This is a genomic window from Burkholderia anthina, assembly GCF_001547525.1.
Lineage (GTDB): Bacteria > Pseudomonadota > Gammaproteobacteria > Burkholderiales > Burkholderiaceae > Burkholderia > Burkholderia semiarida.
This window is the reverse complement of the sequence record NZ_LNJP01000003.1, coordinates 389,280-413,713: the sequence shown is the minus strand read 5'-3', so window position 1 is coordinate 413,713 and position 24,434 is coordinate 389,280. Positions and strand designations below refer to the sequence as shown.

At 65.7% G+C, this 24,434-nt stretch carries 24 protein-coding genes, 1 tRNA gene and 1 pseudogene; 15 read left to right on the top strand and 11 right to left on the bottom strand.

From position 1 onward, the window contains the following. Positions 1-119: 119 nt before the first annotated feature. The 7 genes from fdnG to WS64_RS22170 all read left to right on the top strand — a co-directional run bounded on the left by fdnG (position 120) and on the right by WS64_RS22170 (position 9,346). Positions 120-3,191, top strand: coding sequence for a formate dehydrogenase-N subunit alpha (gene fdnG, locus WS64_RS22200; RefSeq protein WP_081103892.1), 3,072 nt, complete (start codon positions 120-122; stop codon positions 3,189-3,191). A gap of 10 nt (positions 3,192-3,201) precedes the next feature. Next, entirely contained in the window at positions 3,202-4,116 is a 915-nt protein-coding gene (fdxH, locus tag WS64_RS22195) for a formate dehydrogenase subunit beta (protein WP_059639188.1), read from the top strand. Next, positions 4,113-4,739, top strand: coding sequence for a formate dehydrogenase subunit gamma (locus WS64_RS22190; protein ID WP_006488816.1), 627 nt, complete (start codon positions 4,113-4,115; stop codon positions 4,737-4,739). The genes fdxH and WS64_RS22190 overlap by 4 nt, the downstream gene beginning before the upstream one ends. A 107-nt stretch (positions 4,740-4,846) precedes the next feature. Further along, positions 4,847-5,782: a formate dehydrogenase accessory protein FdhE gene (gene fdhE / locus WS64_RS22185; protein WP_179231769.1), complete on the top strand. Its 936-nt coding sequence runs from the start codon at positions 4,847-4,849 to the stop codon at positions 5,780-5,782. Between the two features lie 74 nt (positions 5,783-5,856). Beyond that, entirely contained in the window at positions 5,857-7,296 is a 1,440-nt protein-coding gene (gene selA, locus WS64_RS22180) for an L-seryl-tRNA(Sec) selenium transferase (RefSeq protein ID WP_060967726.1), read from the top strand. Beyond that, a complete protein-coding gene (gene selB / locus WS64_RS22175; RefSeq protein WP_060968548.1) occupies positions 7,293-9,218 on the top strand; it encodes a selenocysteine-specific translation elongation factor in 1,926 nt (641 codons plus the stop codon). Before selA ends, selB begins: the two co-directional genes overlap by 4 nt. Positions 9,219-9,250: 32 nt before the next feature. Then, positions 9,251-9,346, top strand: a tRNA-Sec gene (locus tag WS64_RS22170). A gap of 88 nt (positions 9,347-9,434) precedes the next feature. Here the strand turns inward: WS64_RS22170 and WS64_RS22165 are convergent. Next, entirely contained in the window at positions 9,435-9,800 is a 366-nt protein-coding gene (locus WS64_RS22165) for a site-specific integrase (protein ID WP_244166636.1), read from the bottom strand. 236 nt (positions 9,801-10,036) lie between these two features. Beyond that, positions 10,037-10,708 carry a hypothetical protein gene (locus WS64_RS22160; RefSeq protein ID WP_060967725.1) on the bottom strand — a complete coding sequence of 224 codons (672 nt, stop codon included), beginning with the start codon at positions 10,706-10,708 and terminating at the stop codon, positions 10,037-10,039. Positions 10,709-10,737: 29 nt separating this feature from the next. On the opposite strand from WS64_RS22160, the gene WS64_RS22155 reads away from it, so the two are divergent. Next, the gene (locus tag WS64_RS22155; protein ID WP_060967724.1) at positions 10,738-11,127 is read left to right on the top strand and encodes a hypothetical protein; all 390 of its coding nucleotides are present in this window, start codon (positions 10,738-10,740) and stop codon (positions 11,125-11,127) included. Between the two features lie 35 nt (positions 11,128-11,162). Here the strand turns inward: WS64_RS22155 and WS64_RS33295 are convergent, their stop codons facing one another. After that, positions 11,163-11,384, bottom strand: a complete 222-nt coding sequence (locus WS64_RS33295) for a DUF5131 family protein (RefSeq protein ID WP_081103891.1) — start codon at positions 11,382-11,384, stop codon at positions 11,163-11,165. Positions 11,385-11,648: 264 nt separating this feature from the next. Here WS64_RS33295 and WS64_RS35525 point away from each other — a divergent pair, with 264 nt between their 5' ends. Continuing rightward, a complete protein-coding gene (locus WS64_RS35525) occupies positions 11,649-11,783 on the top strand; it encodes a hypothetical protein (RefSeq protein WP_279616275.1) in 135 nt (44 codons plus the stop codon). Positions 11,784-12,055: 272 nt separating this feature from the next. Here the strand turns inward: WS64_RS35525 and WS64_RS22150 are convergent, their stop codons facing one another. The 3 genes from WS64_RS22150 to WS64_RS33285 form a co-directional block, all read right to left on the bottom strand. Then, on the bottom strand, positions 12,056-12,304 hold the full coding sequence (locus tag WS64_RS22150) for a hypothetical protein (protein ID WP_060967723.1): 249 nt from the start codon (positions 12,302-12,304) through the stop codon (positions 12,056-12,058). Between the two features lie 249 nt (positions 12,305-12,553). Then, entirely contained in the window at positions 12,554-12,940 is a 387-nt protein-coding gene (locus tag WS64_RS33290; RefSeq protein ID WP_081103890.1) for a helix-turn-helix domain-containing protein, read from the bottom strand. Then, positions 12,937-13,194, bottom strand: a complete 258-nt coding sequence (locus WS64_RS33285; protein WP_081103889.1) for a type II toxin-antitoxin system RelE family toxin — start codon at positions 13,192-13,194, stop codon at positions 12,937-12,939. The genes WS64_RS33290 and WS64_RS33285 overlap by 4 nt, the downstream gene beginning before the upstream one ends. A gap of 58 nt (positions 13,195-13,252) precedes the next feature. Between WS64_RS33285 and WS64_RS35335 the strand changes: the two genes are divergently transcribed. The 3 genes from WS64_RS35335 to WS64_RS35520 all read left to right on the top strand — a co-directional run bounded on the left by WS64_RS35335 (position 13,253) and on the right by WS64_RS35520 (position 15,662). Further along, complete coding sequence (locus WS64_RS35335) at positions 13,253-13,645, top strand: hypothetical protein (protein ID WP_244166635.1); 393 nt, start codon at positions 13,253-13,255, stop codon at positions 13,643-13,645. Positions 13,646-13,901: 256 nt separating this feature from the next. Beyond that, the gene (locus WS64_RS22140; protein ID WP_059582696.1) at positions 13,902-14,390 is read left to right on the top strand and encodes an HrpB1 family type III secretion system apparatus protein; all 489 of its coding nucleotides are present in this window, start codon (positions 13,902-13,904) and stop codon (positions 14,388-14,390) included. A gap of 153 nt (positions 14,391-14,543) precedes the next feature. Continuing rightward, positions 14,544-15,662, top strand: a complete 1,119-nt coding sequence (locus WS64_RS35520; RefSeq protein ID WP_060967721.1) for a hypothetical protein — start codon at positions 14,544-14,546, stop codon at positions 15,660-15,662. Between the two features lie 167 nt (positions 15,663-15,829). Here WS64_RS35520 and WS64_RS22130 read toward each other — a convergent pair whose 3' ends face one another. Continuing rightward, the gene (locus tag WS64_RS22130; protein WP_060967720.1) at positions 15,830-16,684 is read right to left on the bottom strand and encodes a methionyl-tRNA formyltransferase; all 855 of its coding nucleotides are present in this window, start codon (positions 16,682-16,684) and stop codon (positions 15,830-15,832) included. Positions 16,685-16,888: 204 nt separating this feature from the next. After that, positions 16,889-18,640 carry a hypothetical protein gene (locus WS64_RS22125; RefSeq protein WP_060967719.1) on the bottom strand — a complete coding sequence of 584 codons (1,752 nt, stop codon included), beginning with the start codon at positions 18,638-18,640 and terminating at the stop codon, positions 16,889-16,891. A gap of 233 nt (positions 18,641-18,873) precedes the next feature. Between WS64_RS22125 and WS64_RS22120 the strand changes: the two genes are divergently transcribed. Both WS64_RS22120 and WS64_RS22115 read left to right on the top strand, forming a co-directional pair. Continuing rightward, entirely contained in the window at positions 18,874-19,179 is a 306-nt protein-coding gene (locus tag WS64_RS22120) for a hypothetical protein (RefSeq protein WP_059582687.1), read from the top strand. A 19-nt stretch (positions 19,180-19,198) separates the two neighbouring features. Continuing rightward, on the top strand, positions 19,199-19,558 hold the full coding sequence (locus tag WS64_RS22115; protein WP_059582684.1) for an HrpB1 family type III secretion system apparatus protein: 360 nt from the start codon (positions 19,199-19,201) through the stop codon (positions 19,556-19,558). An 11-nt stretch (positions 19,559-19,569) separates the two neighbouring features. On the opposite strand, the pseudogene WS64_RS34465 reads toward WS64_RS22115, so the two are convergent. From WS64_RS34465 to WS64_RS22105, 3 genes and pseudogenes are all read right to left on the bottom strand, one after another. Further along, positions 19,570-19,835 (bottom strand): annotated as a pseudogene (locus WS64_RS34465) (IS3 family transposase); the annotation flags it as partial. 125 nt (positions 19,836-19,960) lie between these two features. Next, the gene (locus WS64_RS34460) at positions 19,961-20,776 is read right to left on the bottom strand and encodes a phage tail tip lysozyme (RefSeq protein WP_059639195.1); all 816 of its coding nucleotides are present in this window, start codon (positions 20,774-20,776) and stop codon (positions 19,961-19,963) included. A 252-nt stretch (positions 20,777-21,028) separates the two neighbouring features. After that, complete coding sequence (locus WS64_RS22105) at positions 21,029-23,599, bottom strand: hypothetical protein (RefSeq protein WP_244166634.1); 2,571 nt, start codon at positions 23,597-23,599, stop codon at positions 21,029-21,031. Between the two features lie 99 nt (positions 23,600-23,698). Here WS64_RS22105 and WS64_RS22100 point away from each other — a divergent pair, with 99 nt between their 5' ends. Then, positions 23,699-24,250, top strand: coding sequence for a hypothetical protein (locus WS64_RS22100; protein WP_244166633.1), 552 nt, complete (start codon positions 23,699-23,701; stop codon positions 24,248-24,250). The last annotated feature ends 184 nt before the right edge of the window (positions 24,251-24,434 follow it).

The following is a 24,434-nucleotide window of genomic DNA, read 5'->3' as shown; positions in this document are numbered from 1 at the left end:
CGGATCATCTCAGATAAATCGGACCAATCGGTATTGATCCGAGGATTCGATCATAGTTGCCTGAACTGTCTATAATCCCTTTCAGTTGCACCCCACCCCACAATAACGCCGAGACCATCATGCTACAAATGTCCCGGCGCCAGTTCCTGAAGGTGACGGCCACGTCGCTTGCCGGATCGAGTCTTGCCCTGATGGGCTTTTCTCCGTCCGAAGCGCTGGCCGAAGTCCGGCAGTACAAACTGGCGCGCACCGTCGAAACGCGCAACACCTGTCCTTACTGTTCAGTAGGTTGCGGCATCCTGATGTACAGCCTTGGCGACGGCGCGAAGAACGCGCAGCCGAGCATCATCCATATCGAAGGCGATCCCGACCACCCCGTCAATCGCGGCACGCTGTGCCCGAAGGGCGCGAGCCTGATCGACTTCATCCACAGCCCGAACCGCCTGACGCACCCCGAGTATCGCGCGCCCGGCTCGGACAAGTGGGAACCCATCTCATGGAACGACGCGCTCGACCGCATCGCGAAGCTGATGAAGGCCGACCGCGACGCGAACTTCGTCGAGACGGCCGAAGACGGCGCGAAGGTCAACCGCTGGCTCACGACCGGCATGCTGGCCGCGTCGGCGGGCAGCAACGAGGTCGGCTACCTGACGCACAAGACCATCCGCAGTCTCGGGATGCTCGCATTCGACAATCAGGCGCGTGTCTGACATGGCCCGACGGTGGCAGGTCTTGCCCCGACGTTTGGCCGTGGAGCGATGACGAACCATTGGGTCGACATCAAGAACGCGGACGTGATTCTCGTGATGGGCGGCAATGCAGCCGAGGCCCATCCGTGCGGTTTCAAGTGGGTAACGGAGGCGAAGGCGCACCGCAAGGCGCGGCTGATCGTCGTCGACCCGCGCTTCACGCGTACGGCCTCGGTGGCCGATTACTACGCGCCGATCCGCACCGGCACCGACATCGTCTTCCTGGGCGGCGTCATCAACTATCTGCTGACGAACGACAAGATCCAGCATGAGTACGTGAAGAACTACACGGACTTCTCGTTCATCGTGCGCGAGGATTTCGCGTTCAACGACGGCATCTATTCCGGCTACGACGCGGAGAAACACGCGTACCCGGACAAATCGAGCTGGGACTACGAGCGCGGCGACGACGGCTTCGCGAAGGTCGATCCGACGCTGCAGCATCCGCGCTGTGTATACAACTTGCTGAAGCAGCACTACGCGCGCTATACGGCGGACATGGTCCAGCAGGTCTGCGGCACGCCGAAGGACAAGTTCCTGAAGGTGTGCGAGATGCTCGCGACCACGGCCGTCCCCGGCCGCGCCGGCACGGTGCTGTACGCGCTCGGCTGGACCCACCACTCGATCGGCGCGCAGATCATCCGCACCGGCGCGATGGTGCAGCTGCTGCTCGGCAACATCGGCATCGCCGGCGGCGGGATGAACGCGCTGCGCGGCCACTCGAACATCCAGGGGCTGACCGACCTCGGGCTGATGTCGAACCTGCTGCCCGGCTACATGACGCTGCCGATGCAGGCCGAGCAGGATTTCGACGCGTACATCAAGAAGCGCGTGCAGCAGCCGCTGCGGCCCAACCAGTTGAGCTACTGGAAGAACTACAAGGCGTTCCACGTCAGCTTCATGAAGTCGTGGTGGGGCGACGCGGCCACTGCCGAGAACAACTGGGCGTACGACTACCTGCCGAAGCTGGACAAGCAGTACGACCTGCTGCAGGCGATCGAGCTGATGAATGCCGGCAAGATGAACGGCTACATCTGCCAGGGCTTCAACCCGCTCGCGGCGGCGCCGTCGAAAGTGAAGACGGCGGCCGGCCTCGCGAAGCTGAAGTGGCTCGTGATCATGGATCCGCTCGCGACCGAGACGTCCGAGTTCTGGAAGCATCACGGCGACTACAACGACGTCGATGCATCGAAGATCCAGACCGAGGTGTTCCGCCTGCCGACCACCTGCTTCGCGGAGGAAAACGGCTCGCTCGTCAGTTCGAGCCGCGTGCTGCAGTGGCACTGGAAGGGCGCGGAGCCGCCCGGCGAGGCAAGGAGCGACCTCGAGATCATGTCGGGGCTGTTCCTGCGCTTGCGCAAGATGTACCAGAAGGACGGCGGCAAGTACCCGGACCCGATCGTGAACCTGACCTGGCCGTACGCGAACCCGGAAAGCCCGACGCCCGAAGAGCTGGCGATGGAGTTCAACGGGAAAGCGCTCGCCGATCTGCCCGATCCGAAGGATCCGGCGAAGACGCTCGTGAAGAAGGGCGAGCAGCTCGCCGCGTTCGCGCAACTGAAGGACGACGGCACGACCGCGAGCGGCTGCTGGATCTTCTGCGGTGCGTGGACGCAGGCCGGCAACCAGATGGCGCGGCGCGACAACGCCGACCCGACCGGCATCGGCCAGACGCTGAACTGGGCGTGGGCGTGGCCGGCGAACCGGCGGATCCTGTACAACCGCGCATCGTGCGACGTCGCCGGCAAGCCGTTCGACCCGACCCGCAAGCTGATCGGCTGGAACGGCAGCGCGTGGAAGGGCGCCGACATTCCGGACTTCAAGGCGGACGAACCGCCCGAGAACGGGATGGGGCCGTTCATCATGAACCCGGAAGGCGTCGCACGCTTCTTCGCCCGCGCGGGGATGAACGAAGGTCCGTTCCCCGAGCACTACGAGCCGTTCGAGACGCCGCTCGGCGCGAACCCGCTGCACCCGAACAACCCGCTGGCGCTGAACAACCCGGCCGCCCGCGTGTTCCCTGACGACCGTGCGTCGTTCGGCAAGGTGGCGGACTTCCCGCACGTGGCGACGACCTACCGGCTGACCGAGCATTTCCACTACTGGACCAAGCATGCGCGGCTGAATTCGATCATCCAGCCCGAGCAATTCGTCGAGATCGGCGAAGACCTCGCGAAGGAGGTCGGCGTCGCGCATGGCGAACGCGTGAAGGTGTCGTCCAAGCGCGGCTACATCGTCGCGGTCGCCCTCGTCACGAAGCGGATCAAGCCGCTGACGGTCGACGGCAAGAAGGTCCAGACGGTCGGCGTCCCGTTGCACTGGGGCTTCAAGGGTCTGACGAAGCCCGGCTATCTCGCCAATACCCTGACTCCGTCCGTGGGCGACGGCAACTCCTATACACCGGAATTCAAGTCGTTCCTGGTGAAGGTCGAAAAGGCGTAAGGGGAAAGAGATGGCATTGCAATCGCTGGATATCAAGCGCGTCTCGGCCACCACGACGCCACCGCCCACGGTGCGCGAACCGGTGACCGGCAGCGTCGCGAAGCTGATCGACGTATCGAAGTGCATCGGCTGCAAGGCATGTCAGACGGCATGCATGGAGTGGAACGACCTGCGCGACGAGGTCGGCACCAACGTCGGCGTGTACGACAACCCGGCCGACCTGAGCGAGCATTCGTGGACGGTCATGCGGTTCTCCGAATACGAGAACCCGGCGGGCGACCTCGAGTGGCTGATCCGCAAGGACGGCTGCATGCACTGCGAGGATCCGGGCTGCCTGAAGGCGTGTCCGTCGCCGGGTGCGATCGTGCAGTACAACAACGGGATCGTCGATTTCCACGAGGAGAACTGCATCGGTTGCGGCTACTGCGTGACCGGCTGCCCGTTCAACGTGCCGCGGATCTCGAAGAAGGATCATCGCGCATACAAGTGCACGCTCTGTTCCGACCGCGTCGCGGTCGGCCAGGAACCGGCCTGCGTGAAGACCTGCCCGACGGGCGCGATCGTGTTCGGCACCAAGGAGGACATGAAGCAGCACGCGGCCGAGCGGATCGAGGACCTGAAGGAGCGCGGCTTCGAGCATGCGGGGCTGTACGACCCGCAGGGCGTCGGCGGCACGCACGTGATGTACGTGCTGCATCACGCCGATAAACCGTCGCTGTACCACGGGCTGCCCGACAATCCGTCGATCAGCCCGATGGTGAAGCTGTGGAAGGGCATCGCGAAACCGCTCGCGGTCGCGGGCCTCGCGCTGACCGCGCTGGCCGGGTTCTTCCACTACACGCGGGTCGGTCCGAACGAGGTCACCGACGACGAAGAAGCCGCCGCCCGGGACGAGGCGCGACGCATCAAGGAGGACGCGAAATGAGCCACGACGACCCCAACCTGATCGTCCGCTACACGCCGAACGAGCGCACGAACCACTGGATCACCGCGATCACGTTCGTGCTGCTCGCGCTGTCCGGGCTCGCGCTGTTCCATCCGTCGATGTTCTGGCTGACCGCGCTGTTCGGCGGCGGCCAGTGGACGCGGATCCTGCATCCGTTCGTCGGCCTCGTGATGTTCGTGTCGTTCGCGATTCTCGTGGTGCGCTTCTGGCACCACAATGCGCTCGACGCGGACGACCGGCAGTGGCTGAAGCAGATCGGCGACGTGCTGACCAACCAGGAAGACAAGCTGCCGCCGGTCGGGCGCTATAACGCCGGGCAGAAGCTGCTATTCTTCACGCTGGTGGCGTGCCTGCTGCTGCTCCTGCTGTCGGGAATCGTGATCTGGCGGCGCTATTTCTCGTTCTACTTCCCGATCGGGGTGATCCGCGCGGCCGCTGTCGTGCATGCCGTGGCGGCCTTCGTGCTGATCGCGAGCATCATCGTGCACATTTACGCGGCGTTGTGGGTGAAGGGTTCGATCGGCGCGATGGTGCGCGGCACCGTCACGCTGGGCTGGGCCCGCAAGCATCACCCGAAGTGGTTCCGTGAAAGCGTGAAGTAGCGCAGCGGAGCGGGGCGGCACGCCGATTGCGGCGGGCCGCCCCGTCAGCCGTCGGAACCGCCCGAAGCGCCGACCTGTCGGCGCTTGTTTTTTTGGAAGATATTGTCGTGACACAACGCATTCTCGAACCGACCGAGATCTCGGCGCTCGATCATTCGGCCATTCCGCGCTTTCGCCTGCCGGAGCGCGCGACCGCATTCGCGGCGCGCGCCGCGCGGCTGCGCAAGCTTGCCGACCTGAACCCGATCAGCGGCTACCTGCGGCTGATGGCCACCGTCGCCGACGCGCAGCACGCGACGCTGCAGACGCTGGCGCTGCCGCTGCCGTCGAAGGAAGCGATCGCGCGCGCGCAGGAACATTCGATGCCGCTCGTGCCGGCGCTCGACGGCGAGCGCGATGCGCGCTGGCGCGCCGTGCTGTATGAACTGCTCGATCGCGTCGAAGGCGCCGGGCTCGTCAATCCGCCGCTCGCGAAGCTGCTCGACCGGCTGCGCCTGATGGCGCCCGCCGAACTCGACGCGCAGGCCGATGCGATCCTCGCGCTGCGCTTCGCCGAGGTCGACCCGGCCACCGCGCCGTTCCTGATGGCCGCGCTGCAGGTCGCGTGGACGGACCTCGCGAGCCGCGTGACGCCGGCCGACGTGCCGTATCTCGACCAGCCTGGGCTGTGCCCGGTGTGCGGCACCCATCCGGTCGCGAGCGTCGTGCGGGTGGGCGGCCAGTATCAGGGCTACCGTTTCCTGCAGTGCGGGCTGTGCACGACCGAGTGGCACATGGTGCGCACCAAATGCTCGCACTGCGATTCGACGAAGGGCATCGCGTATCACGGGATCGAAGGCGGCAGCGAAGCCATCAAGGCCGAATCGTGCGACGAATGCAAGACCTATCGCAAGATCGGCTATCAGGAGAAGGACTACGAGTTCGAGCCGCTGGCGGACGATCTCGCGAGTCTCACGCTCGACCTGCTGATGAACGAAGCCGGCTACCAGCGCAGTTCGCCGAACCCGCTGCTGTGGCCCGACGTGTCGCGGGAAGCGGATTGACGGCACGGGGCCGGGGCGGTGCGCGAGCGTCGGCCCCGGCCGACTGCGAAGCATGAGACTGGAGCGACAACGACGTGACCGAACCGGGTGTGAATGAACTGAATGCCGTGCTGGCGCGTGTGCCGTCGGTCGAGCGCGTGCTGTCGTCGGCGCCGCTGCAACCGCTCGTCGCCGACCATGGACGCACGCGCGTACTGAACGCCGTGCGCGCCGAACTGGAACGCTGGCGCACGGCCGCGCAGCACGATCCCGCGGCGGCCGAGCCGCTCGACGAGCTACGCATCGCCGCTGCCGTCTCGCGCACGTTGGCCGCGCAGAACGCAGGCGCCGTGCGCACCGTGTTCAACCTGACCGGCACCGTGCTGCACACGAACCTCGGGCGCGCGCTGCTGCCCGATGACGCGGTGCGTGCGGTGGTCGACGCGCTCACGCGGCCCGTCAACCTCGAATTCGATCTCGCCACCGGCCGCCGCGGCGATCGCGACGAGCTGATCGACACTTTGCTGTGCGAACTGACGGGCGCGGAAGCCGCGACCGTCGTCAACAACAATGCGGCGGCCGTGCTGCTGACGCTGTCGGCGCTCGCGACGAAACGGGAAGTGGTCGTGTCGCGCGGCGAGCTGGTCGAGATCGGCGGGGCGTTCCGCATTCCCGACATCATGAGCCGTGCCGGCGCGAAGCTGCGCGAGGTCGGCACGACCAACCGCACGCATCTGCGCGACTACGCGGACGCGATCGGCCCGCGTACCGCGCTGCTGATGAAGGTGCACTGCAGCAACTACGCGATCAGCGGCTTCACGAAGGAGGCGACGCTCGCCGAACTCGCACCGCTCGCGCGCGAGCGCGGCGTGCCGGTCGCCGTCGATCTCGGCAGCGGCACGCTGGCCGATCTGACGCAATGGGGGCTGCCGCACGAGACGACCGTGCAGGAAACCGTCGCCGCCGGTGCGAACGTTGTCACGTTCAGCGGCGACAAGCTGCTCGGCGGGCCGCAGGCGGGCCTGATCGTCGGCGATCGTGCGCTCATCGCGAAGATCAAGAAGCATCCGCTCAAGCGCGCGTTGCGCGTCGGCAAGCTGACGCTCGCGGCGCTCGAACCGGTGCTGCGCCTGTATCAGTCGCCCGAATTCCTGCGTGACCGGCTCACGACGCTGCGCCTGCTGACGCGCCCGCAGCGCGACATCGCCGAGGCGGCCGAGCGCGTGCGGCCGGCGCTGCAGGCTGCGTTCGGCAGCGGTTTCGACGTGACGGTCGAACCGATGTTCAGCCAGATCGGCAGCGGCGCGCTGCCGGTCGACCAGTTGCCGAGCGCCGGGCTCGTGGTGCGCTCGTCGGACGGCAAGCGCAGCGGCCGCGCGCTCGCGCAGCTCGAGAAACGGCTGCGCGAATGGCCGCGCCCGGTGATCGGCCGCATCGCCGACAACGCGCTACGGCTCGACCTGCGCTGCCTCGAAGCGGCCGACGAAGCGGCGTTCGTCGCGCAATGCGCGCCGCTCGCGGGGCCCGCCGCATGATCGTCGGGACCGCGGGGCACATCGACCACGGCAAGACCACGCTCGTGCGTGCGCTGACGGGCGTCGACACCGATCGCCTGAAGGAAGAGAAGGCGCGCGGCATCTCGATCGAACTCGGTTACGCGTATACGCCGCTCGACAACGGCGACGTGCTCGGGCTGATCGACGTGCCGGGCCACGAGAAGCTGATTCATACGATGGCGGCCGGCGCGTGCGGCATCGACTTCGCGCTCATCGTGATTGCCGCCGACGACGGCGTGATGCCGCAGACGCGCGAGCATCTCGCGATCCTGCAACTGCTCGGCGTCGCGCACGGCGCCGTCGCGCTGACGAAATGCGATCGCGTCGATGCCGCGCGCGTCGCCGAAGTGCGCGACGAGATCGCCGCGTGGCTGCACGATTCGACATTGGCCGGCATGCCGATTTTCGAAACGCGTGCGACCGTTGCCGACGATCCGGGCGTCGCCGCGTTGAAGCAGCACCTGGCCGACGCGGCGATCGCGTGGCGCGCGCGTCGCGACGACGGGCTGTTCCGGCTCGCGGTCGATCGCGTATTTACGCTCGCCGGGCAGGGTACCGTCGTGACGGGTACCGCATTCGCGGGCCGCGTCGCGACGGGCGACATGCTCGCGATCTTGCGCACGGGCGGCGCGGCCCGCGTGCGCAGCATTCATGCGCAGAACCGGCCGGTCGAGGCCGGCCGCGCGGGTGAGCGTTGTGCGCTGAATCTGGCCGGCGTCGACAAGGCTGACGTCGAGCGTGGCGACACCGTCGCCGATGCGCGGCTCGTCGCGACGTCGCCGCGTCTGGACGTCGAGCTGACGCTGCTCGCGGACGCCGGGCTGACGCTGACCCACTGGGCGCCGCTGCACGTGCATCTCGGCACGCTGCATCGCGTGGCCCATGTCGCGCTGCTCGACGGCGACACGCTCGCGGCCGGCCAGCGGATGCGCGTGCAACTGGTATTCGACGAGCCGGTGTTCGCGCTGCCGGGCGACCGCTTCATCGTTCGCAATCCGCAGGCGACGCGCACCGTCGGCGGCGGCCGGGTGCTCGATCCGTTCGGGCCGGCACGCAAGCGCCGCACGCCCGCGCGCCGCGCGTGGCTCGATGCGCTCGCGGCGTGGCTCGACGAAGGGCGCCTCGATGCGCTGCTCGCGCAGGCGCCGCTCGGCATCGCGCGTGCGACGCTCACGCATCTGACGGGGTTTGCGCCGAATGTGCTGGCGTTGCCTGGCGATGCGTTGGCGATCGGGCAACGCGATGCCGCGTCGAACGAAGGCGCGGTGATTTCCCATGCGCACTGGCGTGCGTTGCAGACGCGGGCGATCGATACGCTGCGCGTGTATCACGAACGCATGCCCGACGAACAGGGGCTCGACGCCGCACGCCTGCGGCGGATGGCTGCGCCGCTCGCCGGCGATGTGCTGTGGCGCGCGCTCGTCGATGCGCTGGTGGCGGGCGGCGAAGTCGCGCGCAGCGGGCCGTGGCTGCATCTGCCGTCGCATTCGGTAAGCCTCGAGCCGCGCGAGGAAGCGCTCGCGCGGCAACTGCTGCCGTTGATTCACGCGGGGCGCTTCGATCCGCCGTGGGTGCGCGACCTGGCCCGCGATACTGGCGCGGCCGAGGACGCGGTGCGCACGCTGCTGCGCAAGCTCGCGCGGCGCGGCGACGTGCACCAGGTCGTGCGCGACCTGTTCTATCATGCGGACGTCGCGCGCGAACTGGCGGCGCTGGTCGCGCATCTCGCACCGTCGCGCGGCGGCGGGCTCGATGCCGCGACGTTTCGCGACGCGACGGGGCTCGGTCGCAAGCGCGCGATCCAGATTCTCGAGTTCTTCGACCGGGTTGGGTATACTCGCTTCCACCGCGATCTTCACTACCTGCGGCCTGACAGCGGTTGGGTGGGTATACAGGCGTAGGCGCTCGTTGTTCTTCGGTTTCTTTTTCCCGCGGAAGGCATTCGTATCCGGTGGTACGGCCGGGCTTCAAATCCGGTTAGGGGCGTCAGACGCTCCTGGGTAGGTTCGACTCCTGCTGCCTTCCGCCACAAGGGTTTCAGGCGTTTCGATGCGCCCCAATCGGGGCCTCGAAACGCCCTACGGTGTGGGTTTTTCTGCCCGATTCGTGTAACCGGGTTAGGATCGCCCGATCTTCTTGACGGCTTCCGCGAGCCGATCGGTCACCAAGTGAGCGTACCGCTTGGTCGACGTTGTCGTCTTGTGACCGAGCACCCCGGCGACCGTGTAAAGGTCGATTCCGGCGTTGATCATTTCCGATGCGGCGCTATGGCGGAGGTCGTGAAACCGCACCCCCAAGTGCCCCGACTTCCGTCGAGCCTTGATCCACTCGTCTTTGATCTTCCACGCCGGCTCGGTAAACTTCACGCTCCTGGCAATAACGGCGATCCGCGGATGAATCGGAATTAGCCGCGGTCGACCGTTTTTCGTCGTGCCGAGAGAGAACCCGTCCTTGGTCGGGACCGCGCGCAGAATTTCGCTCATTCGCATCCCGGAGTAGAACGCGGTTCGGATGGCGGCTCGGGTTTGCCGATGCGAGCAAGCCGAGGTCGTACACGTACGTTTTGTGGCCTAGCCGGAACCGCTGAATGACGGTACAGGCCCTATCGATTCGACTGATGTTTTGATACGGCACGCCTAGAATTGCTGCCGCTTCCTTTGCGCTGACGCGCTTACCGCTTTTCAGGTCCATCAATCCTCCGGAACTGAATGATCCACACCTAGGGGTTTGCATCCCAACCGTGACCGCGCGCGGCGTTGAGGCCGTCCCACAGGAACTGGTATGAAAGGCGCGGCGAGTACGTGCCGTCGGCGTCGCTCTGACGGTACGTGCTCCACAAGCCTGCGGCGGTCCGGTCGATGCCTTCGGCGATTGCGTTGGCCTCGGTGATGCTCTGGAGGCGCTCGGCGCGCACGCCGGTGATTTCGAGCGTGATGCGCGACGCCCAGCGCGGCATGTGGATGGACGGTATCCAGCCGCGCGATTCCTTGGCGTCGAGCGCCTGGAACGTGTTGAGATCGCTGTCGACTTCGGCGCGGCCGTCGTCGGCTTGATACGCGATGCCGGCATAACGGCGCGCCGGCCGGCCACCCTCGAACGTTTCGGTACCGATGCGGCGCACCTCATGCGTTTCGCGAACCCAGAGGCGATTGCCGACGTCGCCATGCGGGCAGACGTAGCAATCACCGGTGCGCGTGTGCCAGATCGCAGCCAGCTCTGGCGCGGGCGTTCCGCCGACATACCTCACGGAGCCGCCGCCGGCGGTCGTCGGTTCCCATGCGCCGAGCGGGTTGTTGTGCGGCAGCTTGATGATGCGGCGCGTCTGCGTCTTCCGGCCTTCGAGGATGGCGCGCACCATCGGGCCGCTGAAAAGGATGGGGTGTTCGGTCATGCTACGATTCCTCGAACTGGGGAAGTGATATGGGCAATACTTTTGACGAAGACCATCAGATCGAGACCTATAAATCGATGGTCACAATTTCGGTCGAGGTGTTCAAATACCTCGCGCTCCTCAATGGCGGGGCAGCGGCCGGAATGCTCGCGATATTCGACCGCTTGTCGAAAGTGATTCCACTTTGTGCACTGAAGGTTTCCTTGATGTGCTTCGTCGTCGGCCTGCTGTTCACGGGCATTGCGGTTTTCTGTTCGTACTGGACACAGAACACGCTGTTCAACGAAGGATTTCAGCGTTTACCGAAAGGAAAGCACGTTAGGTTTTTGAGGACCGCCACCGCCACCTGTGTACTGAGCTTGCTTGCTTTTTGCATTGGCGCAAGCATAGGCGTCCTGAACGCTCGTCCGAGCCTTTGATATCGTCGTGTCGCTCATCGAACCACTCCAGGCAATTAGTCGTGCGTGCGGCCGTCGAGGTGGCGGCCAGCGGCGCGCTTGCCAAGGCGAACGGAATGCTTGCCGTCGGGCCATTGGTGAAGAGCGGAATGGGCTGTGCCGAGCATGTCAACGCCTGGCTGATCATGGTCGATCCATTCGCCACATTGCCTGAATAGAAACGGCACGCCGTAGGTCGCGCATTGATCGCGAAGACCGCGCGCCCACTCCGGATGCATCGGCCGCGCGCCGTGGCCGCTTTCCCCCCAACGATCACCCAGTCGATTTCGGGCGAGCTGTAGCCTGTGCCGTCCTCCGCGTATTCGGTGGTTGGTCCGTGAATCCACGGTGCGTCCGCAGGGCAGTCTCCACAGGACTGCATTTTCTGCATGCAGCAAACGCCAGTTGGATCGAACCAGGCTCGCAGATCGACGTGACCTGCCCTGGAATTTTCGGACCAGTTGAAACTTGAGAGAATGGCTTCCAACGGAGAAGAGGAAGTCATGAAGAAGAGCCGGTTTACCGAAGAACAGATGGTCACCATCCTGCGCGAGGCGAACAAACTCGCGCGCACCGCTTGGGCACTGGCGAGCCGCCACACCACTTTCAATACGGGAACGAGTGCCATGCCAGCCTGAGTGCTCGATTCAGGACCGCGTTTTTACCGTAGTCGCCCCACCTGGTTTTGCGATCGCTGAAATTGGATGACGTGAACGGCACACCGGCCTGACGGACAACCTGTCAACGAAATCGGCTTTCGAAGCCGAGGGCTTTTTTAGGACCGTCAGGCGCGACTCTCATCGTGGCGCGGGGAGCGATCCCCACAACGACGCCGGATAGATTTAGGCAAGCCAGCACTACATCAAAGATCAGCCTTGCAAAAACGGGGGTGACCATAGATTTCGTTTGCTTAGCCGACAATGCCGGACTTGGGCTTCAACGCGTCGCGACCGTCCCAGGTGAGCCTGATGCCCGCAGTGTTGCTGATGTCGATGAGGCCCCTATCGGCAAGCAAACGGATATGGTGATTGATTGCATCGTCTTTCGACGTGTCGCTCCCAGATATGGTGTTACAGATATAGCCCGCAGTCAGATATGCGAATTCACTATCCTCAAGTGTTTTAAGAATCGACTGCAACAGCGCGTTGTCTCGTTTCATTTGGCTCTCAGTGTGGTTGACGCCGGCTGATCCGGCAAACCCATTTTACTTGTCGCCGTTCAATGCGAGACGATATAGGTATCGAAACTTACGGGGCGATTGTCACGTGGGCGTTTTCCTCATCCGCGCTTGGATTCGATATGGCAGTCTTCGTGTTCCGTCGCTGCCCGCGCTGCGTGGGCGCGGGCGTTGCTGTCGCCACACTTATGCGATTGCATTATGCAGACCGGTGAGACGAGCGACATCGCGTTACGGTTGCGGAGGCGGCAACTCGATCAGGTCGTCAACCGGCACGGAGAGCGCGCTGGCGATCTTAGAGAGAACGTCGGCAGTGCCGACGCGCTGACGCGTTTCGATCTGGCTGAGATACGGTTTGCTGATGCCTGCCGTAGCGGCGAGTGCGTCTTGCGTCATGCGCAGATGATTGCGCCAGGCACGAACGGGGTGATCGCCTGCCAGCTCAGCATCGAGCACGGCGGCCGGGATGCGTCGACCGTCGTCGCTTGCCTTGGCTTGCGCGTACAGCGCTTCATCTTCGAGATCTTCGATCAGGTCCTTCACGCGGTCCCACAGTTCAATGGGGACCACCGCAAAGGCCCGGTGGCCGTCCTGCTCGATAAATTGAACTTCGGTCATTTGTAGGCACCTCCACGGGGTTTGACGGCCAGCACAACGATCACAACGCGGCCATCTTCGATTTCGTACAACACACGCCAATCGCCAACTCGGAGCCGGTAGCCGGGCTGGCCTGCCAACTTCTTCGCGTTCGGATTCGCAGCGTAAGGATCAACTGCCAATGCATCGATCTTTGCCCGAATCGTCGCCGAAATGTTGCGCGGCATTGCCCTGAGGGCTTGGGCGGCTTGTTTGGTGAATTCGATTGAGTGCATGAACGCATGTTAGCAGAATGCTAACGAATATGCAAACAATGTTAGCGGGATTGTAGAGATGGCACGACGCCCGATGAAGCCGTGCAAGCACCGGGGATGCGGTGCGCTCGTCGCGGATGGTAATCCGGGGAAGCGGCAGTTAAATACGCAGGAACCCGATTTCGGTCTGGTCACGAATATCGAACCGCCGGAATGGCTGGATCCTCAGGCGGTGGAAATGTGGGAGCGCGTAGCGCCCCTGCTCTGCAAGCAGAAGACCGCGCAATCCAGCGTTTCGATTCGTCGATCGATGCGTGATGGACAGCGCCTCCTGCCCGTGATGATCGCTCCATTTCATGAGCCGACGCCTGCGGCCGCGGCATCGGTCGCCGGGCGTGATTCGATGGACGCATCCTGGCCGATGGCCGGGACGCATCAACCGATGGCGGGCCTTCTTCTACGCCGGGCATAAAGCAAATCCCCTTTCGATACGGCGAGCCCTCCGGCCTGTCGCACCGATCGCTTCCATCGCCGCGGTCGGTTTTCTTCTCCGTTCTCTCTTCGCATCCCGATCGTTCCGTTCGCATCGCGTCGGCGAAAGCCGACCCGATGCAAGAGACTAACCGCCAGGGGACGTCCACCGCACGAGCCGGCAGCTAGCGTGGCACGGCGGGGCGCGGCGCCGCCGTGCGCTTTTTGATTGCAGCACTCCAGCAGACGAGGACATCGTGACTTACACAGGATGCAGGGACGAGATTGCCGGCGGCCTAACCAAGGTGCTGTGGACGGCTTCGCAGCTCGACGACGAAGCCGACTTCGAGGATCTCCTCGAGGCGATCCGCGTGCTTCGGCCCAAGTGGCCCGGGACGGGGACGGTCGCCGCGTGGCGCTACGTCCGGCGCCAGGCATGGGGCGACGCGCGCCGCGTGCTCGAAGACGACGACACCGAAGCGAAGCGCTCGGGGCTTCATACCGCGCTGATGGCGGTGTGTCTGTTCGGCCTCGAAGACCCGCTGTGGCACAGCTATGCGCTCAGCGCGGCCGAGCAGCGCGAAAGCATCGAGGGCGCGAAGATCGGCGCGCGTCTGCTCGAGCGTGCCGCCAAGCTCGACGCCAGCGTTCAGGCGCCTGCGTCCACCGACGCGCCGGCGAGCACGCACGGCGGGCCGGCCGACAACGGCGGATTCTCCGCGTCGATGACGTGGGTCCGCGCATGAGTATCCGTTTTGATGTTTTCCGCGCGCCGGGCGATTCGCATTTCAATCGCAGCCTTCGCATCGGTGCGCTTGTAGCAGCGACAGCAACCTAGACTGACTTTGCTTCGTAGTACCCACGGTCACGCAACACTTACCCGACAGGAAGGAAACATCATGAATCTGAACGTTCCGAGTATGACCACTTACCCCACCGATCCGGCGAGCTACCTGCAACGGCTGACCAACGGTGCCTCGACGAGCTCGACGCAGGACGTGCTCAAGGATCTCATCGGCCTCATCAGCCAGTTGCTCAAGCAGATGCAGACCGGGCAGAACGGGCAGCCCGGCGGCATGCCGGGCGGCGCCGGCGGTGCTGGCGGCATGCCCGGTGGCGTGCCGGGTGGCGGCGCGGGCGCGATGCCCGGCGGTGTGGGCGCCACGCCCGGCGGCATGGGGGGCGCGGGCGCCATGCCGGGCGGCACCGGCGGGATGACGGTGCAAAACGCGGCGGGCGTGCTGGCCTCGTACATGGGGCAGCACGGCATCAACGCGTCGGATCCGAACACGATGTACAAACTCGCGACGAACGCCGACGGCGGCACGCCACCCACGGTGCAGCAAGCGGCGCAGACCATGCTCGCGAACCCGGCTGCCTACCAGCAGATCGACACGCACGACGTGGCGGGCACCGACGGCAAGTCCGCGGTTGGCAATTTCCAATGGGCGGCTCAAGGCGGACTCGGCGCGGCGGGTAACGCAACGGGTGGCGCGGGCGGCGCGGCGGGGCAGTCGGGGGCGACGGGCGGCTTGCCGGGCACGGGCGGTTTCCCGGCGAACACCGGTACGCTGCCGACGACGGGTGGCTTGCCGACGACGGGCGCGACGGCAGGCTTCACACCCGGTACGGGCGACCTCTTGAAGGACGGCAAGCCGCTGCAGATGGCCGACGAGGGCAAGGCGCTGGCCAATTTCAACGCGCAGGATGGCGCCGACTTCCAGGCCATGGAAAGCGCGTTGTCGCACGGCGACGGCAATGCCGCGGCGAAGACGCTTGCCAATGCGGTGAAGTCGGGCAAGCTGAGCCAGTCGGATGCGGCGGCGATCGGCGCACAGCTGCAGCAGACGGCGAACGCGCATGGCGGTGGCAAGATCAGCCACGACGCGAGCAAGGCGCTTTCGGATGCGCTGGGCGGCGCGAACGTGCTGACGCCGGGCAAGACGCGCGCCGCGATTGCCTTCGAGAACATCACCGGCATTCACACGGGTACGATCGCCGGCGTCAGCACGAAGTAACGTCGCCGGCCGTTCCGGCGATCATCCCGATCGGCGACCCGAGCGGCCGCCGATCGGGGGGCTGCAGGAAACGACGATCGGGGACAAGCGACCACAATCGGCGGCCGCGCTGCAAAACACCGTAGCGCGGCCGCTTCGTCGTTTACCGGCGCAACCGATGTCCCGATTCAGCCGTCCATCTGCCGACGAAGGGACGCGTTCAGCGGGCTCCATTCGAGCAAGGCGACGAAGCCGTCCTGCGCGGCGACCACGACCCAGCGCCGGTACTGATGCACGATCTGCCCGGGCTCGTACGTGTGTGCTTCCTGCCAGCCAGTGGCGCGCCTTACGTGGACGGTCGTGCCGAAGAGCGGCGCGATCGATTCGACGTTCCCGCAGGCCCGCACGACGCGCATCACCTCGGCCACGGGCCGCGCGAAATCGATCGTGCGCTCGGCATCGGCAACGCGCGGCCAGTAGCTGCCCGCACCTTGCGGACGCCGTTCGTTCCAAAGCTGATCGAAGTCGCGGGCCACGCGCGTGGCCAGCCGATGGGCGGCCATCTGCAGCTTCAGCTGCAGCGTCTCGTGCCATTCGTCGGCATCGAGCGGAAAGCATTCGGCATCGACGATCTCCCCGGTATCGAAATCGGCATCGATGCGATGGCAACTGACGCCCCACTCGCGCCGCCCCTCGAGGATCGCGCGCATGGCCGGGTACGGGCCGCGCCCGTCGGGCAGCGGCGACGGATGGAAGTTGGCCGCATGGCGCAGATAGGGCTGCCACGCCGGAATCTTCCAGTTGTAGCCGGCCACGATCAGTGCGTCGCATTGCCGTTCGGCGAGCCGGCGCAGATCGTCTTCGTTCATGCGTGACAGCTGCACCGGAATGCGCAGCTTGTCCGCGCGCTCGACGAGTTCGCTATTGAAGTCGAGCCGGTTGTCGACCGGAATCGAGTAGAGCGCCACAGGCTCCCAGCCGGCGGCGACGAACGCGTCGAAGACGACACGCCAGCGATCGAAGCCGGCGAACGCGAATCGCATGATCGGATCTCCCTTTCGCATTGAAGGTCAGGGCGGCATGGACGGCGATGACGGCCGACGGCCACCCCGCTTCACGGTAAGCGCGCACGGTGGCGGATAGCCCGCGTATCCCGAAGTTTCGTCGAGTGCCGCGAACCGGCGAATCATCGCCGGCTGCGCGCGGCGGCGAGGGCGTCGCGATTGCGCGCGACGCCGCGCCGCGCGTCAAGACCTCAGCGCGAGGTTTTTCTTGATGAGGTCCTCCGCCGTCTTCGCGGCGGTTGCCGTGAGGCCGGGCTGCCCGATGATGTTGGCGATCTGTTTGAGCCGCTCGCTTTCGGTCAGCGGTGCGGCACTCAGGCCGGAAGCCGATGTATCGCGCGGCGCCGGCGCCTCTTGCGGTTTTTCGCGCCGCGCGCGTGCAAGCTGCGAAAGCAGCAGTGCCGCTTCGCCCTTCGGAATGCCGCTGTCCGTCAGCAGCGTGTGCGCGGCGATCAGATCCTGATTGCGGCTCGCGCGCGGATGGTTGGCCACGATCGCGAGCGCGTGGCTGGCGCGCTGCGAGCCTGATGCATCGACTGCCATGTCGGCACCCGCGAGCGCCGCGAGCGTGGCCGGATCGAGGCGCCCGATGCTCCTGGCGACCATCGACAGAATGTGCTTGACCACGATGTCGCGCTCGGCATCCTTGTGTACCTTCGCCTTGTCTTCGGCGTGCATGCCCGAGATCAAGCGCTTGCCGAACGACGTCGTGCTGTTGGCGTAGCGGCGTGCATCGTCATAGAGCGACGCATAGATACCGGCCTGCGCCTGCGGGCTGCGCAAGTCCGCGGGCAGGCCTTCGTCCGCCGGCCGCGCGTCCATGGCGCGCAGATCGTCGATCTTCGCGCGGCTCGTTTGCAGCGCCGCGCGCAGGCGCTCGTCCTGCGTCTGGCCCGTGTAGTCGTGCGGGGCCAATACCGTGTCGACGTAGCGTTGAATCGTGGCGGCCTTCGCATTGCGCAGGTTTTGCCGTCCTTCGACAAACGGCTTCTTCAAATCGAGCGCTTCCTTGACCGCGTTGGTCAGGTGCCCGGATGCCGCGAGCGGCGCCAGCGCGCCGTGCGAGCCGCCCACGAGCAGCCCGCTTGCCGTCAGGCCGATGGCGGACGTGACCGACTGGTAGAGCGCGCCGTTACGTTGCTTGCCCTTGTTCTCGGCGATGCTCATGGCGGTCAATACGTCGCGGGCATGCTGCGTGAGCGGATGCGCGTCGTCTCGCGCGATGCGCGAGAGCTTGCCGGTGTCGTATTGCCATTGTCCGTTGCCGTTTTTCGTCAGCAGCAGGTTGTCGACCTGGTTGGGCATCGGCGCGCCCGGCGGGCGTTTTTCGGGGTGCTCGAAGCGTTCGACGTCGGCGGCGAGCATCGCCTTGACCTTGTTTTCGTAACGGCGATGGATCGAATGCGCGGCGGCGGCGGTCGAGCCCGAGGCCAGCGCGTTCACGAGGTCGGTGGCGGGCGCCGCGTCGTAGCCGAACTGCCCGTGCGCCGCCGTCGATACGCCGTTCAGGCCGTCTTTCGCGGGCCGCTTGGCGGCGAAGGCCGTCAACGTCATGCCTTTGCGGTTGACGCCCATCGCGTGCGCGAAATCGGCGAAGCGCCGGCCTTTGCCGCCGGCACCCGGCACGAATGCGCCGATGTCGTCCACACCGGGCTTCTGCGGTGCGATAGCCGCGGCGGGCTTGGGCGCAGCGGGCGGACCTTCCGCGCGCGGGCGCTTGCCGAGGCCGCCGAGCTCGTCGATGAGCGCGCCGGCACTCGCGCGCCGGGTTGGCACCGGCGCGGGCTTCGCTCCCGTGGACGGGCCGGGGTCGCTCGGCGTGCGGGCGAGGGCGGCGGATTCGATCGCACGCGACCGGAACTCGATCTTCGGTGGAGCAGCCATGATGTTCTCGGACCAGGAGACAGGATGGACTGGACTGTGCAGGCCGGTCATGACACTCCCGTGAACCGCGCGAAGCATCGTCCGGATTGGCGAAGCAGGTTCGCGGCGGCCTGTCGCCGAGCCGTCTCGCGGGTGTCGCTCATTCGGCTTTCGCGGTGCGGCTTCGCGCGCGCGAACGCGTTCGCATCCGCATTCATTAGATTGGAACGAGGGCCGGCTTCGCGCGGTCCGGTTTCGCGCGTTCCATCGAACGCGCGTTTCTTTCACGATCAAGGAGAAAACGAATGAGCTTCATCGGCAATATTGTGAAAAGCGTGGTCGGGGATGTCACCAAGGCTGCCGGGGATGTCCTCCATGGTGTCGGCAACGCGCTGCACGGCGCGGCGACGTTCGGCAAGGGGCTGCTGAGCGGCAACCCGAAGGAAGCCCTTGCGGGGGCGGGGGCCATCGCGACGGGTGGGCTCGAGGCGCTCGAGGGCGGCACGGCGCTCGCGGAAAACCTGACGCCGGAGGGCGCCGCTACCGCACTCGCATTGGCGGGCGGCAAGGAGGCGGTGCGAACGCTGACCTCGGGCACGGGCGCAGCCTGATGCACGGACGGTGACGAGCATGATGGAGCTTCTTACCGAACTGCCGGCCGATGCGCCGGCCATGGCGCAGGCGATCATCGAGCATATCGAGGCCAACGAGCTGGACGAGGCCGAGGCGCTGCTGGCGCGCATGCACGATGTCTACCCCGAAACGCGCGAGGTGCACGTGTTTGCCGTGACGATCGCGTTGGTGCGCGGGCGTCCGCACGATGCGTGGCAGATCGTGAACGGATTGCCCGACGATCGCGCGCCCGAACTGAAGGCAATCTGCCTGAAAGTCCTCGACGATCCGTCGTGGCATGGCTATGCGACGGCACACGAGGACAGTGCCGATCCCTACGTGCGCCTTGCCATGCGGCGCCTGCTCGAAAGAGACTGATGCCCGATTGCACCGCGCCGGATCGAATCGTCGTGCAAGCCGATTCGGCGCAATCGGGCTCTCAGCCTGCCACCCGATAACGGGGTACGCGCCTGGACCGCACCAGCCGCGCCTGACGCATCAACGATCGAGCTCGACAAGGCCGACGTCGTGTCCGAGCAAGCGCAACGCTTGCGACATCCTCCCGCTGCCGTCGCTTCGACGAGCCTCCTCAGGAATACGGCGCACCGCCGCCAGCGCCATCGCGTCGCAGATTTGATCTGCGTGGGCGCGACCGGGTAGTCCGTGTACTGCCGGCGAGCGGTGTTCTCGCGGCGGAAAATGCCGGGCAAGAAAATCCCGCCCGGACATCGGGCGGGATCGTGCGAACTTCAAACGCCCCGGGGGCGGACGCGTTCGCGTTCAGAAACCTTGCGCGAGGAATTGCTCGGCGTACTTGTTGCGGTTTTCCATTTGCGGATCGGTGGCCTGTTCGTAGTCCTTGTCCCAGACCAGGGCCGCTTGTTCCGCCGTCGTCGTCTGCTTGATGTCCGTGATCGTCTTGCTGTACGTGGTGTCGAGTTCCTGATTCATGAAGCCGATGTTGGCTTCGAGGCTGCCCGGGTCGAGCCCGTGCTCCTTCGCATAGTTGATTTCGCCTTGTTTGCGTGTGCCGCCCCATTGCGCAAGACCCCAGCCGTTGGCGTTGTCGTCCGCGAAGTTGCCGGAGGGCGCGCCCTTCGCGCCGCCTTGATTGACGTTGCCTTGCAGCCCGCTTTCCTGCTGCAGGTTGCCGAGCACGCCGGCTACCTGCGCGTCGGTGAGGCCGTAGCGCGATTTGAGATCCTGTGCGATGGCGTGCGCGGCGTCGCCGCCCGATACAGTGGGCAGCGTGTTGCCGTGGCTGCCGCCGCCACCGCTTCCACCGCCGCCTATGCCCGACGACGCGCCGCCACCGCCCTGGCCGCCACCGCCGCCACTCACGCCAGCGGGTGCGGTGCCGCCGCCGCCGGCATAGGCGGGCGGCGCGGAGTACGAAGGCGTACCGCCGCCGATGCCGCCCACGCCACCCGCATCGCCTGAATTCTGGCTGGAGGGATCGAGAATCTGCTTGATTTCTTCGATGAGCAACTCGAGCAGTTGTGCGAGCTGCGATTCGTTCGTGCCGCCGATGCCGCCGACATCATCGATGCCGTTCAGATAGCCGGCGTTATAGCCTTGTACTGCTGTAGTGGACATGATTTTCTCCGCGTGAGAATGACGGTATTCATCAGCTGCTGATGGAGGGCCGATAGCGGCCGCCCGCGAAACCTAATTTATTGCCCGGCGCTTACAGTGCGTTGACGGATGCGAAGTCGTCGTCGGATTGCCGAACCGGGTGGCGACCGCGATGCCGTTGCGAGCGGCTCGCGGCAGGCGAGCCGCCGCGCCACCGATGCGGCCACCTGCGCGAACCTGCGTCGTTTCGCTTGCTCGGCGCACCCCGGTTGCTCAAGCGGTCGTGCGATGCATCACGCCCAGTTCCACCGCGTTGTCGGCGCCGATCGTTCGCCCCTCGTTCGACCGGTTCGACGGTCCCGACGTGCTCGCGGCAAACGGCAGGCATCCCGCGATGATGAGCAGTGCGCCGAACGCGTTCTCCGCGACGCTCTTGCCGCCGGCGGACCAATCGCCTTTACCCTCCACGGCGTGATTGACCACGGCGGTGGCGGCATAAAGGGAGAGGAACAGGCTGAGACGCGCGATTCCCGCGCCGGCCGCCTTGTCCCCGAGCTGCCTGGCCGTGCTGGTTGCGGAGGTGTCGATCTTGCCCCAGCTCAGGCGCAGCGTCTTCAGTTCATCGAGCGCCTTGCCCGTGAAGCCGTGCGTCGAGATTTCCGAGGCCACGCGTCCCCCGATCGCATCCAGTCCCTCGCCGGCGGCATTCGCTGCCGAATAGCCGAACAGGCCTTTGATCGCCGCATGGCTCTTCGTGTGGTGAATGAGGCTGTCGACGTAGGACGGGGCCGACCATTGCGAGCTGCCCTGCGCGGTGTTCACGGCGAACTGGTTGACGCCGTACGGAGCGCCGTTGAGCAGCTGACCTCTGACGGGGTGCTCGTAGCCTGCGTCGTGATTGCCTTCGAGCGGGCGGAACACGTTGATCACGTCGCGCGCCAGGTATGCGTACGATTTGATCGCGCTAGGCAGTATGCTGGAGAGCTGCCCAAGGTGCCCGTTGCCCTCGTCGTTCTTGCCGGTATAGGCTGCGGTGGCCACTGTTGCTATCAGCGCGAAGATCTGCGCACCGTGGCCCGCGTAGGTCTTGTTGTCCGCGGTGCCAGTGTGATACTTGTGCAACATCGCGGCCAGGTTGCCCATCGCGGCCGCCGTGAACAGCGTGGCCGTAATTGCGCCGCGTGTTTCGGGCCCGGCACCGGTCTTGTCGAGGACTGCTTCGGCAGCCATCGAGCACAACTCCCGGAAGAGCGTGGCGCCGCCGGTTGCGACGAATTCATGACTGAACGCGTTGACGAGGTTGGCCGTCCACCCTTTGAGCGGTTGCGCGGCGCCGTAGGGATTCCGGGTCAGCATGTCGCCGACGTTCGAGATGAACGACTGGATCTGTCCCGGCCGGGACAGCGCGGCCGACAGGTTGTTGGTGATCGAGGCGGCCGATGCCGGACGTGTGCCCTCGGTCTGCGCGACCGAGATCTCCGCGGGCACCGATGTCGCGGCGGCGGCCAGCGTGCGGGTTTCCGGCGCTACCCGGGACGACGCGCTCGGAACGGTTGCTTCGGGCGGGCTTTCGGAATCCTGACTGTCGATGTCGTGCGCGACGACGTGAGGCGCCGAGAAGCTGGCCGGCTTCGGGGAGAGGGCGCTCCGGGACGCCGTGTCGTGCCCCTTGGGCAACGACGGTGTGTCGGGCAGGCGCGACGATGAGGCTTCCGCGTGGGAAGGCGTCGTGAAAGTGTTTTTTGTCGGCACCGGTTCGTCTTGCGGTGGCACGGCGCTCGTCGTTGCCTTTTCTTCGGGCGCGGGCGCCTCTTTCGGGAGCGGCACCGGGCTGGCCGCGCGCGACGTGTTGGGTGTCGATTCGGCCTCGCTCGTCGTCGCGGCTGTCAGCCCCGTGGCCGCCTTCTCGTGCGGCAACGGGCTGCCTGAACGCGACGTGGCCGATTGCGTGTCGGCAGCTTTCGTTTCCACGGTCTCCTGATTTCGAACGGACGCCGCACTGTCGTGCTGCGATGCAGGCGTGTGTGGCTGCGGTTCCTCGTGTACGGGCACTTCTTTGCTCGACTCCCCGCCGCCCGACAAGTTGAGCACCGGTATCGTCCCGTCTTCCAAGGCTGCACGTTGAGCGCCCAGCTTGCCCGAACCGGGCAGCGACCGTGAGCCGCCTTGGCGGCCGATCGCGGAGCCCGACGACGATGCGTGCGTAGGCAGCGAACTGCGCCTGACCGGCATCGGCGCCGGCAGCGGCGGCGATGGGAGCTGCTGCGCCGTCCCGGCCGGTTGCGATGTCGTCGAAAGCGGGCTCGCCTGCGCCGGTGCATGGTTGCCGGTGTGTGCCGGAAGGGCAGGCGCATTGCCCAGAGCGCCGAGCAATGCGCCGCCGGAGGGGCGCGGGCCGGTCATCGATGCGCTTCGTTGGCGCGGGGCCGGCGCGGGCTGCGTGTTGTCGCGCGGGAGGTCGAGCGATGATGACCGTACTTGCGTGCTGTTTCTGATCGTCATGACGTTTCCTTTCGGTTGATTTCGATCGTTCGACGTCGCCTCGCGACAAAGGCCCTGATGGACTTTCGCGCTGCCTCGTCGCGTCCAGGCGGTCGACGTGCCTTCGCGCGTCGATTCCGTCTTCGCGCTTTGCGAACGTGGGTTCTCGTGTTGGAAAGGTAAAACGACATAACGGTGGCAGCCTGCCGATTCCGAAGTGGCGTGCAAAAAAGCGCACGTCGATGCCGGCGCGGTGCTGCGCGTGCGGATCCATTTGCGCACTTCGTCGCATTTGCCGCATGCGCGCTTCGCAATTTCGCTCGCCGCGTCGCGTCGCTTGCGTGGCGCAATGCCGTGGAGCATAAGCTTGGGCTTGCATTCCTCGATATCGCTCCGCGTGAGTGGGATGCGGGGACCGTGCCGCACCGACATCGAGCGATGTTGCCGGCGACGGAAATCGTCATGTCACTCAAGGAGTTCTCCATGAGCAGCTTAGGAATTCGACCGGGGCTCGTCCAGTCCACTATCGCGAAATTCGAGAAAGGGACGAAGAACGGTGCGACCGACGGCGCGCAAAAGCAAGCGCCCGCGCGCAGCAAAGGCCAACTGGACGGGCTGTCCAGCTTCAAGGGGGCCGACGGCGCGCCGCCGCCGCCTCCGCCGCCGCGCAACTTCGCGAGCCTGCCGGGGCGCGCGGGGAACGTCGGTGCACAGGTGCTGAGTTCGGCGCTGCATGCCGGAAGCCACTTTCTGCCGCCTGGTATCGCGTCCACCGCGATGCATGCGGCGGGTGACATCGTGCGTCCATCGGCCCTCGGCGCAGGGGACCCCGTGACGCAAATGGCCGCGATGCAAAACGACTTCATGAGGCAGCAAAGCGAGATGACGCGGCTCAACAACGCGAACACGTTGGCGGCCGCCGTCAACCAGCAGTCGCAGGAGCTCACATCGGCGCTGGCGTCGGTGGGTAACAAGGGCGCCAGCAACATTTCGAACGCCGCCAAGGGGCAGTAACGGCTGCGGCGGGCCGCTGCGTTTTCGCGCGCGGCTCGCGAACGCCCCGTTCTGATCGTCCACACGTCCTGCCTGCCTTGTTCCTGCTTCGTCTGCGCTTCGTGCTTGCCCTGGCGCTCGCCATGCGGGACGATTTCTTCATGCAACGTCGCATTCTCGCTTGACGACGTTCGCCGGCAGCCGG